Source organism: Natronorubrum halobium (genome assembly GCF_051351675.1).
GTDB lineage: Archaea > Halobacteriota > Halobacteria > Halobacteriales > Natrialbaceae > Natronorubrum.
Window position 1 is genome coordinate 2,230,954 of the sequence record NZ_CP195595.1, and the last position, 11,281, is coordinate 2,242,234.

Genomic DNA, 11,281 nt, shown 5'->3' on the forward strand with positions numbered 1-11,281 from the left:
GGATGGGGACGGTTTAGCAACTTCGCTGTCGGCCCTCGTCGCCGCAGTCTCGGATCTCCCGTCGTCGCGCTCGGAACACTCCGTCGTTGCATTCGGCTCACTCCGATACGGCGAAGTCGGTCCGTGCCTCACACGCTCGCTCCCGTGCTCGCAATTCGGCACGGGCGATGTAGCCGCCCGGCTGAGGGCTCATCCATTCACCTTCGTACGTCGCCGTCTCCCCCGACTCGAGTCGGTCCGTACTGAGCATCTGTGCGAACATCCGCCCCTCGCTGAACCGCCAGACCTCGCGGCCGTCTTCCGTCACGACGAACTCCGCCTTGCAGGCGTCCGAGAACTGCAGGTCGACCGGTTCCGAGCCGCGGTTGGTGACGGTGAACGCGAACGTGACCATCGTCGATTCGTTGCCGTCCGTCGATACGTCCGCCTCGAGTCGTCCCTCGAGTGTCATAGCCGCGGATTCGGCGCGGGACCGGATAGGTCTTTGTTCGGGAGTCGACCGTGCGATCCAGACCGGTTTCTCGAGAGTCGTGCGTACACTTGTCGTTAGGGTGGTCACCCGTGTCTCACACTGACCCGTCGAGCCACGTGCGGTGGCGCGCGCTGGCTGCGAGGCGCGACCGGCGGGAGCGCCTCGGAAACGCGAACGGGGAGCACAGCGACCCGCGAGTCCAGTGAGGCGCGGTCAGATATCGTGCGAGGGCGTCGCGAGTAGTGCGGGACCAACGGTCCCGCATACCATGCGAACGGCGGCTTTGCCGCCGTGAGCAGACGGGGCGTCGGCCCGCAAGCAGACGGCGTGTCGCGCCGTGAGCAGACGGATCGACGGTCCATGAGCAGAGGACGCAGAGCACCCGTGAGGAGAAATTGGTTGGGGAGGACGTGGCACTCATCGCCGCCAATGTGAGCCGTACGGTCGCCTACACGAGAATCGACGCGAGCACACGTTCAGTAACTCGCCGAGGGCCGGACGGGGAATCAGAGCGAACGGCCGCAAAAACCTACCACAGGTCGCTCGAGTCCCGAACCGCCGTCATCCGCCAATCGTATCGTCCGGAACGACGAACGTCGAGAGCGTGCCGTCGACGCCGAGCCGAACCCGGGAACCGACGCCGACCGTCCGGACGGATCGATCGTCGACGACGAGCGTCACGTCGCCCTCGTCGCGTTCGACCGTGAGCACGATATCGTCGTCGGGAAGCACCCACCGGCGCGTCCGCATCGCAAACGGGGCGATCGGAGAGACGACGACCGCGTCGATGCTCGACGCGAGGTAGGGTGCCTCGAGCGCGCTACTGTAGCCGTAACTGCCCGCCGGCGTCGCGACGACGACGCCGTCGGCGCGAAACGTCGAGACCGAGTCGCCGCGGCTCTCGACGCCGTACTCGGAGATCCGCGCCGGTTCGTCGGTGACGAGCGTCGCGTCGAACAGCGCGCGCTCGCGGGTGCGGTCACTCACGGTGTCGTCCGCGCTCACGGTGTCGTCCGCGCTCCTGGTACCGTCCGCGTCTCCGTCGTCTTCGACCTCGATCCCCAGCACCGAGTGGCGACGGACGGTGGCTGTCCCTTCGAGCACGGCCTCGAGCGCGTCCGGAACCCGCGGCGCGGAGACGGTCTCGATCCCGGTCACTTCGCCGACCGGCAAGACGGGACAGTCGCTCCCGACGCGAGCGGCGGCCGAGAGGTCGCTCTCGCCCGCGGTCACCAGCAGGGACGGATCGGCGGCGAGGACGGTCTCGAGGTCGCCGCGGACGCTCGTCGCGCCGTGGGCGTCGACGCTCGACTCGACCTCCGGCACCGTCGCTGTCCCCGCGTCGACGATGCCGACGACCGACTGCTCGTCCTCTGACCACGCGGCGTCCATGCCGTGGCGTTGGCGCGGATCGAAGAAAAACGTGGGGTTAGCGATCGTCTCGGCTGTCAGGAACTCGTCGTAGGGCCAGTCACTCGTCGTAGGGCCAGTCCCCCGTGGTCCGGATCCCCTCCGCGAGTCCCTGGTCCTCGAGGTCCGCGGCGATCTCCTCGGGCGTCCGGTGCTCGACGGTCACGTCCTCGCGCGCGAGGCGGACGACGAGGTCGGTCAGCAGGATGGCCTGCTCCCGTAGCGTGCGCCGCTCGAGTTTCTCGAACGTGTCGGCGAAGGTGTGACCCCAGCCGCGGCCGACGTCGTCGGAGGTCGACTTGACGTGGTAGCCGGGCACGCCCCAGCGGACGAACGGCCAGTGATCGCTGTGGGGACCCATCTTCGGCACCGTCTCGATCGGGTGGTCGTAGCGCTCGGCGATCTCGATCGCCGCGGCCTCGAGTTCGTCGAAGCCGTGGGTCGTCAGGGAGAGCGTTCGATCGCGCACCACGCCGTCGCTGTTAACGATTGCCGTAATCGTGTCGTGATCGGTCGTCTCGGCGTGATGCGAGGAGCCGACCAGTCCGACCTCCTCCGCGCCGTAGGCGACGAACTCGACGCGGGTCTCGAGGTCGGCCTCCCGGTTCGCGAGCGCGTTCGCGAGTTCGACGACCATGGCGGTCCCGGCGCCGTTGTCGAGCGCGCCCTCCGCAATATCGTGGGCGTCGACGTGGCTCGTCACGAGGACGCGCTCGTCGGTGTCGGGTCCGAGTTCGGCGTGGACGTTCTGGCTCTCTGCCGGATGGATCTCCGCCTCGACGGCGAGTTCGATCTCGTCGCCGTCGAAGCGCCGGGCGAGTCGCGCGCCGACCTCGCTCGAGACGCCGACGGCCGAAATCTCGCCGATGGGTTCGTCTTCCGTGCCCACGCTTCCGGTCGGGGGCAGACAGCCCGCGACGTGATTCCGATAGACGAAGCCGACGGCCCCGTTTTCGACCGCGTGGTAGTACTTCTCCCGGCGGTGGAGGTAGCGGTCGTAGTGGTCCGGAATGTCGCTGCGGACCATGACGACGGCTCCCTCGAGGTCGCGCGCCTCGAAATCGCTCGGGAGGCCGTAGCCGAGGTCGACCAGCGGCGCGGTGACGCGCTCGGAGGGGCTTCGTGGAAGCGCGATACACTCCTGGGTCGTCTCGCGGGCCGTAATCGAACTCTCGCCGCGCGTCCAGCCCTGGATGTCGAACGACTCGAGGCGGACGTTTCGCGCCCCGGCGTCGACCAGTGCGTCGCGCGTCAGTTCGGCGGCCTGCCGCTCGCCGTCGCTGCCGGCCATCCGGTTGCCGATATCGACCAGGCTCTCGAGGTGCGTCCAGCCGACGTCGCTCCTGAAGACGTCGCCGATCCAGTTGCTCATACCTGCAGTCTGAACGTACGCGTGGGTAATTGTACCGTTCGCGGAACTGTCCGATTCGGACGGGAGAGTACACCGATCTGACATGCTTTCGGTACTGACAGGTGGAACTGGGAATCTTTTTTACGCCCCTCCCTCTCGAGTCGAGTATGCGGGAGACGCTTGCCGACTGGCGGCCGGCCATCGACGAGGCGATCGCCGACCTGGTCCCACGGGAAATCGACGCCGACTACCTCGAGTCCTTCTTCGGCGCCCCCACCTACGAGTACGACCCGACGGGTATCCAGCGGTCCCTCTCGACGCCGCTGTGGGACCTGCTCGATCGGGGCGGGAAACGGTGGCGCGCGGTGCTCTTTCTCGTCTTCGTCGAGGGCTTCGGCGAGGATCCGGCGGAGTACGTCCACTACGCCTGCATCCCGGAGATCCTCCACAACGGGACGATCATCGTCGACGATGTCGAGGACGGGGCCACGATCCGGCGAGGCGAACGCGCACTACACCACAGTTACGGGCAGGATATCGCGCTCAACGCGGGCAACGCGATGTACTTCCTGCCGCTGAAGGTGTTGACCGACGATCCCGCCGACCTCCCGGCGGATCGACGGCTCGCCGCCTACGAGATGCTGATGTGCGAACTCAACCGAACCCACCTCGGACAGGGGATGGACATCTGCTGGCACAACGAACGCGAGGTTCGGATCACGCCCGAGCAGTACCTCGAGATGTGCGCGTGCAAGACCGGCTGTCTCGCCCGAATCGTCGCCCGACTCGCGGCGGTCGTCACGGACCAGCCGGCCGAGGTCGAGGAGGCCGTCGCGACGTACGCCGAACTGACCGCCGTCGCCTTCCAGATCGGCGACGACATCCTGGACGTCGAGCACTCGCTGGGCCGGGCCGGCGACTTCGGCAAGGAGTTCGGTAACGACATCCGCGAGGGCAAGCAGACGCTGCTGGTCATCCACGCGATCCAGGAGAGCGACCCCGAGCGGGCCCAGCGCCTGCAGGCGATCCTGGCCGCCGACGAAAACACGGAGGCGGAGATCACCGAGGCCCTCGCGATCATCGAGGACGCCGGCAGCCTCGAGTACGCCCGCGAGCGCGCGCTCGAGCTCGCGGCACAGGCCTGCGAGACGATCGACCGACTCGCATTCGACGACGAGACGACCCGAAAGCTCCACGAATTTACCGAGTTCGTCATCGACCGCGAGGACTGACGCGGCGAGCAGCCATCAGCCGACTCGAGCGCTCCGGTCGACTCGAACGATCCACTCGAGTCGAATGCCCCCGTTCGAACACCTATCCGACCCGAATTATCCAGCGACACGGTCCGATCCGTGACAGTCACACGATCCGACGCCGAGCCCTAGCTACTACTAGCCGGAGGTGGTAGCCGCCGACATGACGGCCGATCACTCGAGCGCGAACGACCGAGAGCGGACGACGGCGAGCCCGTGGCCCATCCTCGTGGCGCTCGGCCTCGTCCTCTCGGAGGTCGGCATCGTCGTCGATCTGTTTCCGATCGCCGTCGGCGGCCTCGTGCTGTTCGCCGCGAGCGTTGCCGGGCTGCTGGCCGAATCGAATCACGTCTCGAGTCAGTGGTCGCTCGCGACCGGATTCGGCGTGCTACTCGTCGTCGCGGGATCGGCGCTGTACGCGCTCGGAACCGGTGCGCTGGCCGTTCCCGCGGCCGACGGCCTCGTGGGGCTCGCGAGTCGTGGCCTCGCAATCGCCGTCGCCGGCGCCGTGACGGTCGTCGGAAGCGTGATCGTCCGCAAACGAACCCGCCGATCGACAACCTAGAGTAATACCCATATGAGCCGACGTGCCTTCGACTCGGAAGTCGCACTCGACCTGGCAGTGAACCTGATCCCGTTCGCGATCATCCTCTTCTTCGTCGCCCTCTTCGCGGTGTTCAACCCGTGGGGGTTCTCACCGCTGCAGTCGACGGTCCAGTTCGCCGTACTGCTGACCACGGCGGGGCTGCTCGCACTCGTCACCTACTTCTCGGCGCGCGCGATCGAGGGCGACGAGCACACGAGACACGACTGACGGCGGTGCGGTCGGGGTCGCGGCGACAGCCGAGTCGAAATCACAGCGGTCGCGGAGCGCGAGCCCCGGTCAGTTGACAATGAGGACGAACCCAGTCACGCCCATCAGGAGGGCGATCCCGACGAGGAGCAACAGGAACAGCTCCTTCTCGGCGAGTCGTCGTTCTGTCCTCGAGTCGTCAGTAGCTGCCGAGTCGGAATCCACGGATGCTCTACTCGAGGCTACGGTGCCGACGGCCAAAAAACGGTGTGACGGCGGTCGGGAGCGCCATTGGTGTGGCGCTCGAGAGCCGTCGACGTTCGCACGCCCACAGACACGAGCCGGGCAATGCCCGGGGGATGGGGGTGGGGGTGGCGTGGGAGTGCGGCGGCAGCGTGACGGGCGTCGATCCGGTGCCCGCGACCTGCCGTATCCGTTCGTATACCGACGCCGGAAATACCAGTGACTCCAAACGATATTGGTATATCAATTGGTGAACAATATCGACGGTTGCTCGAGCGTTCGTTCCCGGACTCGCGGCGAAAACACAACACCCTCGTCCCCCTCCGACGAACGGTCACGCGTGACCGCAGATCGAGAACTCGGCGGGCGTCGCGTCGTCGTCGGCCTCGTCGGCGCGCTGACCGCCGTGACCGCCGTCTTCGGGGCGCTTCTCGGCTACGTGCTCCCCGCGTGGACCGGGCTCGAGGAGATCACCGTCCTCGAGACGGCGGTTCCCGTTTCGCCGGTGACGTTCGGCCTCTACGGCGGGGTGACGATCGGCGTCTTTCTGGTGACGCTGCTGTCAATCGTACGGTTCATCTCCCGATTCGACGAGGGCGCGGTGTGAGCACCGCCGGCGAGTCAGTCGACGACTGACACGACTGTAAGACTGCGACGTGCGAGAACGACAGCGGCATGGGAGAACGATAGCCGCATGGGAGAACGACAGCGGCGCCCGTACCCGCGTGTCGCGGGAGTTATCCTTCCCGAACTGCAATCGCTCGGTATGTTGTCGACGGACGTGGTCCTCGTCGGGGCCGTCGCGCTGTTCGGACTCGCGTTCCTCGGCGTCGGACTCTCCATCGCCTCCATCGGCGCCGGCCGGATCCGGACCGCTCGAGTGCTCCGCGAGGCCGGACCGACGGCGCTGCGCGACGTTCCCACGGCGAGCGGGCTCGTCGAATTCGAGGGGACCGCGCGGACGGCCGACGAGGGGACTCTCGAGGCCCCGATCTCCGGCGCGTCGTGTCTGGCGTATACGGTTCGCGCGCGGTCTCGGGTCGACGGTACCGGTGGGGGCGGTACCGATTCCGTCGGCGATCCCGCCGCCGGTACCTCCGCCAACGACGGCGCCGCGGACGACGAGCAGTGGACGGTCGACGGCGGCGCGGCGGCGAGCGTCCCCTTTGCGGTCGAAGACGGAACCGACCGCGTCGCGGTCGACCCGACCAACGCCGTCCTCTCGCTGGACGATTGGGAGGCGAGTCAGCAGGTGTGGACGGACGGCGCCGACCTCGAGCGCGACGAACTGGAACGACTGGACGCGGCCGGCCTGCCCGGAGTCGACGGCGAGGCCGACGACGACTCGAGCGAATTCCGACACCGGCAGTACCGCGAACGGCGTCTCGACCCCGGAGCCGACGTCCACGTGTTCGGCGGAAGCGTCGTCGACTCGAGTCGGGACGAGCGAGCGTCCGGCCGGCCCGTTACCGTTGCCGGCGACGACTGGTTCGAGATTTCGGCCGGCGGGCAGCAAACGGTCCTGTCCGACAACCGTCGCTCCGGGTCGATGTATCTCATCTTCGGTGGGCTGATCGCCGTCCCGGGCGTCGGATTCACCGTCGCGGGGATCGTCGGACTGGTTACGACGCTGGTACTGTAAGCGGCGCGCTCTCGGCGACGAGTCGTCCCAGTAGCGACGGAATACCGATCGCGAGTTCGATCACCCGGATAATCACAACTTGTATAGCTGCGGGTACTGCTACCGGATAGCATGGGTGAGGATGGCGAAGACGAGACACCGATTCATCGACAGTACGATTGGTCGACTACGACGCCGAGTACGACCATCATCGACGTGATCGCCGCACTCGAGGATGTCGACGCCGTCGCTCTTCCACGAGCGCTCGAGACCACACTCTTCGATCACGTGGATCCCGAGGCGCTCGATACGCTGCTCGCTACCTCGGGCAGTATCGAAATCTCGTTCGCGTTCGACGGGTACACCGTTCGGATCGACGAGTCCGCGGTAGTCGTGAGCGATGGCTGACGATTCCCGACGCCGGTCTCGTGAGTCGTTCGTGGCAGTTGGGAACGAGTCGCCCACGACGACTGCCGGCAGCGCCTCGCGACAACCGCCGCGCTCGGTCGTCGCAGCCCCCTCTCAGACGAGTCCGATCTCCTCGCTGTAGGCGCCTCCGCGGATCTTCTCGCGGGACGTCCTGCCGGTCCGCCAGCGGGACGTACACCGCGTAGATCACCGGCGCGAATGGGTTGATCGTAAACGAGGTCGAGACCTCCTCGAGATCCTCATCATCGTACGTGCGCGTAATATTTGAAGTAAGGATTCCGGGGGATCGCAGCCGCAACCGACGAGCGCCGCGTCCGACGACGGCCGATTTCAGCGTTGCGCTCGGTCTCGGCCGGTTCGCTCCCGTTCGTAGCCGTCGAGACGGTCGAACGCCCAGTCGATGTCGACGAGGTTCCGGGGCGGTTCGCTCAGACCGCCGCGACAGACGACCTCGAGCGTTCGATCGTACGCGTCGGGAGTAAACGGAGCGGCGGCCATCAGGCGGGCGACGTCGGCCCGCGGGATCGATCCCGCCACCGAGTCGCCGCCCTCGCCGACGACGGGGTCGTCGCTGGGCGGCGCGTTGGTGAGCGTGCCGGGTCGAACGATCGTGTATCCCAGGCCCGACCGACGCAGCGCCCTCTCGGCGTCCCGTTTGGCACGGAGCGAGCCCCGAATCAGGAGTCTGGCGGGCAGCGACAGCCCCTTCTTCGAACTTCCCACGCCGATCGCGCTCTCGTGGACGAAATAGGAGGCGTTCGCCCCCATCGCGGCCGTGACGAGGTTGATGACGCCGGTCCGATCGACCAGTTTTCCGCCGAGCGTGTGTCGCACTCCCGGCGGCGTCCCGAGCGCACAGTAGACCACGTCGCAGCCCTCGACCGCGGCAACGGCGTCGGCCGACTCGAAGAAGTCGGCGACGATCACGTCGTCCGCCCCGAGTCGCTCGAGAATGTCGACGTTCGCGTACGATCGCGTCGTCGCTCGGACGGTGAGGTCGGTGGGTCGGAGTACGGAGAGCAGTTCGTGGCCCGTTTCGCCGCTCGCGCCGGCGACGAGAACCCGGTCGGCATCCGTCAGTCCGGAGGGGGTACCTGCCATCGAGCGGGTTACTGTCCGGGGACGGATAATCCTCACCAGTAGACAGCAAGCCCGACAGTCGCGCTCGAGAACAGATCGCGTCGAAGCCGGCGCGACACCGGTCGGCTACTCCCCCGACTGCAGCCGCTTCGTCGTCTCGACGAGCGGATGGCGGGCGTAGTCGACGACGTCGATATCGTCGATCCGCTCGAGTTCCTCTTTCTCCGCGGTGTCGGCCATGCCGAGTTTGATCTCCCGATCGACGACGATGACGTAGGCGTCCATCTCGTCGATTCCCAACCGATCCGACGCCATGACGCGATGGTGGCCGTCGGCGAGCAACAGCGTTCCGCCGTTGTCGATGACCACCAGCGGTTCGGCCAGTCCGTGCTCGAGTTCGTATCGTCGGCCCTCGAGTTCGTCGGCGTAGACTCGCCCCTGCGTCGGGGTAAGTTTGGACAGCGAGACCGTTCGCCGTTCCTGCTCGAGTTCGGTGTCGTGGATCTGCTCGAGCGTTCGCATCAGTTTCCCCACCTTCTCGGGCGTGGCGCGCTCGATCTGACTGCGGATGACGTCGGCGTTGGAGATGATCCCCACGAGGTTGCCGGCGTCGTCGACGACGGGGAGTTTCTGGATCCCCGATCGGAGGATGACGCGGGCGGCGTCGGTCACCTTCATGTCGGGGTGGGCGACCAGCAGGTCCGTCGTCATCACTTTGAAAATCGGTTCGTCGTCGTCGGCCAGCAACAGGTCGCGGGCGCTGACGAAGCCCTCCACGCGTCGCCGTTCGCAGACGGGAAACCCGCTGTGTTCGTCGCTCTCGGCGATCCGCGTCGCGACGTCGCCGACGGTCTCGTCGGGGGCGACCGTCACCACGTCACGCGTCATGTACTCGTTGACCTGGGGTTTGGTCCTGTCCGACGCGACCTCCATACCCCATTCGAGGGACTCCGCGCGCAAAAGCGTGTCCTCCCGCCGGTGACTGCCAGCACTGTTCGCTCTCGGCCTCAGTTATCGCTGATTTCGGCTGTGTTCCGTGTCGGGTTAGGCCGACTCCCCGCCCTCCAGTTCGCCCTCGTCGTCGGAGCGTGCCGGGTCACCGGCGGTGCCGCTGTCCTCCTCGTCGACCGTAAACAGCCACTCGCTGGTCTGGGTGTACGCGCCGACGGAGACGCCCGGACGGCTCTCGATGGCTTCGAAGAATCGGTTCGTGATCACCTCTTCGACGACGCTGACGATCGACTCGATCTCGTCTTCGTCGTCCGCGCTCCCGAGGATACCGATCTCGAGTTGGGCGCCGGCCATGTCGGCGTGGCCGCCGGCGCTGCCGATCCGGTCGAACCCGTCCCGGAGGGTCTCCCCGAGGTCGACGTCTCTCGCGCGCGACCGCGCCGAGAGGAACACCATCTCGTCTCTGAAGCCGAAGACGAGCGTCGTCTCGACGCCGTCGATCGACAGCAACTGGTCGGCCGCCTGCGGCAGCGCGTCGCGGTTGCCGATTCGACCGACGCTCGCGACGGCGACCGAGTCGTGTTGGATCCGGTTCTTGATCGCTCGAGCGATCGTGTCCAGCGTTTCGCCTTCGACCGTCGGCTGTTCGATCTGGCGCAGGATGGACGTCTCGACGTGGGGCCACAGGATCGAGGCGGCGTTGAAGTCGGCCGGCGACACCTCCCGCGTGAAGTCGTTCGTGTCGATCCGGATGCCGTACAGCAGCGCCGTGGCGGTCGCCCGTCGGGGCTCGAGGCCGAACCGTTCGAGGTAGTCGGTCATGACGGTGCTGGTCGCGCCGGCGTGTTCACGCAGGTCGACGAACTCGCCGGGGACGGGACCGCGAGGCGGGTGGTGATCGATGACGATGTCGACGTGGAGGTCCTCGGGAAGCTGATCGTTGACGCCCGGTCGGGAGTGATCGACCAGCGCGAACGCGTCGTACTCCTCGAGGGAGTCGGCGGGCGAGAGGTTCCGGAGGTCGAGACCGAGCAGGTTGACCATCGCGCGATTCTCCTGATGGGAGATGTCGCCGAAGTAGCAGGCGTCGGCGTCGACGCCGACCTCCGCGGCGATCTCGACCAGCGCGACGGCGCTCGCGATGGCGTCCGGATCCGGGTTGTCGTGCATGACGACGGCCAGTCGACCGTCGATCGTCGCGAGTTGTTTCCGGAGGCCGATCGCAGCACCGGCCGAGGGCCGTGCGACGCCGTCGATGACGTGATCGACCATCGCCCGCTTGGCGTCGACGACGTGATCCGCGAACTCCTCGAATCGCGCTCGATCCGCCGACGTCACGTTCCCGCCCAGATAGGCCACGATCGACGCCGTGGGAAAGCGTTCGCGCGCTTGTTCGAGGGCGGCCCGGTTGACGTCGGTGCGATCGCTGGCGACGAAGACCACGTCCGGCTGTTCGACGTTCGCGATCACCGCCGGATCGGTCGGATCCGCACACCAGGCGGGAATGCTCTCATCGCGAAGCGTCTCGACGATGCTCTCGTCCTCGGTCACGACGAGCAGTCTGTCGTGAGCGTCACCGGTGCGCTCGGGTATCTGTTCGACCACGTGGCGTCCCACTGTTCCGCACCCGAGCACGAGCCGGAAAACCATATATCTCGAATTGCAACTCTGGGCGGGA

The 11,281-nt window shown here is 66.8% G+C and carries 13 protein-coding genes; 6 read left to right on the top strand and 7 right to left on the bottom strand.

The window, feature by feature from the left end; all coding sequences use genetic code 11:
• Nucleotides 1–97: 97 nt before the first annotated feature.
• The 3 genes from ACSFC7_RS11115 to ACSFC7_RS11125 form a co-directional block, all read right to left on the bottom strand.
• Entirely contained in the window at nt 98–451 is a 354-nt protein-coding gene (locus ACSFC7_RS11115) for a BsuPI-related putative proteinase inhibitor (RefSeq protein ID WP_436347746.1), read from the bottom strand.
• Nucleotides 452–1,033: 582 nt separating this feature from the next.
• Nucleotides 1,034–1,864: an NAD(+)/NADH kinase gene (locus ACSFC7_RS11120; protein WP_436347747.1), complete on the bottom strand. Its 831-nt coding sequence runs from the start codon at nt 1,862–1,864 to the stop codon at nt 1,034–1,036.
• A gap of 79 nt (nt 1,865–1,943) precedes the next feature.
• Nucleotides 1,944–3,254 carry a M28 family peptidase gene (locus ACSFC7_RS11125; protein WP_436347748.1) on the bottom strand — a complete coding sequence of 437 codons (1,311 nt, stop codon included), beginning with the start codon at nt 3,252–3,254 and terminating at the stop codon, nt 1,944–1,946.
• Nucleotides 3,255–3,400: 146 nt separating this feature from the next.
• Here ACSFC7_RS11125 and ACSFC7_RS11130 point away from each other — a divergent pair, with 146 nt between their 5' ends.
• The 3 genes from ACSFC7_RS11130 to ACSFC7_RS11140 all read left to right on the top strand — a co-directional run bounded on the left by ACSFC7_RS11130 (nt 3,401) and on the right by ACSFC7_RS11140 (nt 5,300).
• Nucleotides 3,401–4,465: a polyprenyl synthetase family protein gene (locus ACSFC7_RS11130; protein WP_436347749.1), complete on the top strand. Its 1,065-nt coding sequence runs from the start codon at nt 3,401–3,403 to the stop codon at nt 4,463–4,465.
• Nucleotides 4,466–4,649: 184 nt separating this feature from the next.
• The gene (locus ACSFC7_RS11135) at nt 4,650–5,051 is read left to right on the top strand and encodes a DUF7541 family protein (protein ID WP_436347750.1); all 402 of its coding nucleotides are present in this window, start codon (nt 4,650–4,652) and stop codon (nt 5,049–5,051) included.
• Nucleotides 5,052–5,063: 12 nt separating this feature from the next.
• A complete protein-coding gene (locus tag ACSFC7_RS11140) occupies nt 5,064–5,300 on the top strand; it encodes a DUF6684 family protein (RefSeq protein WP_436347751.1) in 237 nt (78 codons plus the stop codon).
• Nucleotides 5,301–5,369: 69 nt separating this feature from the next.
• On the opposite strand, the gene ACSFC7_RS11145 is transcribed toward ACSFC7_RS11140, so the two are convergent.
• Complete coding sequence (locus ACSFC7_RS11145) at nt 5,370–5,504, bottom strand: hypothetical protein (protein WP_436347752.1); 135 nt, start codon at nt 5,502–5,504, stop codon at nt 5,370–5,372.
• A gap of 358 nt (nt 5,505–5,862) precedes the next feature.
• Here ACSFC7_RS11145 and ACSFC7_RS11150 point away from each other — a divergent pair, with 358 nt between their 5' ends.
• The 3 genes from ACSFC7_RS11150 to ACSFC7_RS11160 all read left to right on the top strand — a co-directional run bounded on the left by ACSFC7_RS11150 (nt 5,863) and on the right by ACSFC7_RS11160 (nt 7,551).
• Complete coding sequence (locus ACSFC7_RS11150; RefSeq protein ID WP_436347753.1) at nt 5,863–6,129, top strand: DUF7520 family protein; 267 nt, start codon at nt 5,863–5,865, stop codon at nt 6,127–6,129.
• Nucleotides 6,130–6,288: 159 nt separating this feature from the next.
• A complete protein-coding gene (locus tag ACSFC7_RS11155; protein ID WP_436347754.1) occupies nt 6,289–7,164 on the top strand; it encodes a hypothetical protein in 876 nt (291 codons plus the stop codon).
• 111 nt (nt 7,165–7,275) lie between these two features.
• Complete coding sequence (locus tag ACSFC7_RS11160; RefSeq protein WP_436347755.1) at nt 7,276–7,551, top strand: HalOD1 output domain-containing protein; 276 nt, start codon at nt 7,276–7,278, stop codon at nt 7,549–7,551.
• 351 nt (nt 7,552–7,902) lie between these two features.
• On the opposite strand, the gene ACSFC7_RS11165 is transcribed toward ACSFC7_RS11160, so the two are convergent.
• From ACSFC7_RS11165 to ACSFC7_RS11175, 3 genes are all read right to left on the bottom strand, one after another.
• Nucleotides 7,903–8,673: an NAD(P)-binding oxidoreductase gene (locus tag ACSFC7_RS11165; protein ID WP_436347756.1), complete on the bottom strand. Its 771-nt coding sequence runs from the start codon at nt 8,671–8,673 to the stop codon at nt 7,903–7,905.
• Between the two features lie 105 nt (nt 8,674–8,778).
• Complete coding sequence (locus ACSFC7_RS11170) at nt 8,779–9,585, bottom strand: CBS pair associated ParBc domain-containing protein (RefSeq protein ID WP_436347757.1); 807 nt, start codon at nt 9,583–9,585, stop codon at nt 8,779–8,781.
• A gap of 111 nt (nt 9,586–9,696) precedes the next feature.
• Nucleotides 9,697–11,253: a DHH family phosphoesterase gene (locus tag ACSFC7_RS11175; protein WP_436347758.1), complete on the bottom strand. Its 1,557-nt coding sequence runs from the start codon at nt 11,251–11,253 to the stop codon at nt 9,697–9,699.
• Between the last annotated feature and the right edge of the window lie 28 nt (nt 11,254–11,281).

Bases quoted from the DNA above. Each gene is read 5' to 3' on its own strand.
- ACSFC7_RS11115 (WP_436347746.1), bottom strand. From the start codon at position 451: ATGACACTCGAGGGACGACTCGAGGCGGACGTATCGACGGACGGCAAC.
- ACSFC7_RS11120 (WP_436347747.1), bottom strand. From the start codon at position 1,864: ATGGACGCCGCGTGGTCAGAGGACGAGCAGTCGGTCGTCGGCATCGTC.
- ACSFC7_RS11125 (WP_436347748.1), bottom strand. From the start codon at position 3,254: ATGAGCAACTGGATCGGCGACGTCTTCAGGAGCGACGTCGGCTGGACG.
- ACSFC7_RS11130 (WP_436347749.1), top strand. From the start codon at position 3,401: ATGCGGGAGACGCTTGCCGACTGGCGGCCGGCCATCGACGAGGCGATC.
- ACSFC7_RS11135 (WP_436347750.1), top strand. From the start codon at position 4,650: ATGACGGCCGATCACTCGAGCGCGAACGACCGAGAGCGGACGACGGCG.
- ACSFC7_RS11140 (WP_436347751.1), top strand. From the start codon at position 5,064: ATGAGCCGACGTGCCTTCGACTCGGAAGTCGCACTCGACCTGGCAGTG.
- ACSFC7_RS11155 (WP_436347754.1), top strand. From the start codon at position 6,289: ATGTTGTCGACGGACGTGGTCCTCGTCGGGGCCGTCGCGCTGTTCGGA.
- ACSFC7_RS11160 (WP_436347755.1), top strand. From the start codon at position 7,276: ATGGGTGAGGATGGCGAAGACGAGACACCGATTCATCGACAGTACGAT.
- ACSFC7_RS11165 (WP_436347756.1), bottom strand. From the start codon at position 8,673: ATGGCAGGTACCCCCTCCGGACTGACGGATGCCGACCGGGTTCTCGTC.
- ACSFC7_RS11170 (WP_436347757.1), bottom strand. From the start codon at position 9,585: ATGGAGGTCGCGTCGGACAGGACCAAACCCCAGGTCAACGAGTACATG.
- ACSFC7_RS11175 (WP_436347758.1), bottom strand. From the start codon at position 11,253: ATGGTTTTCCGGCTCGTGCTCGGGTGCGGAACAGTGGGACGCCACGTG.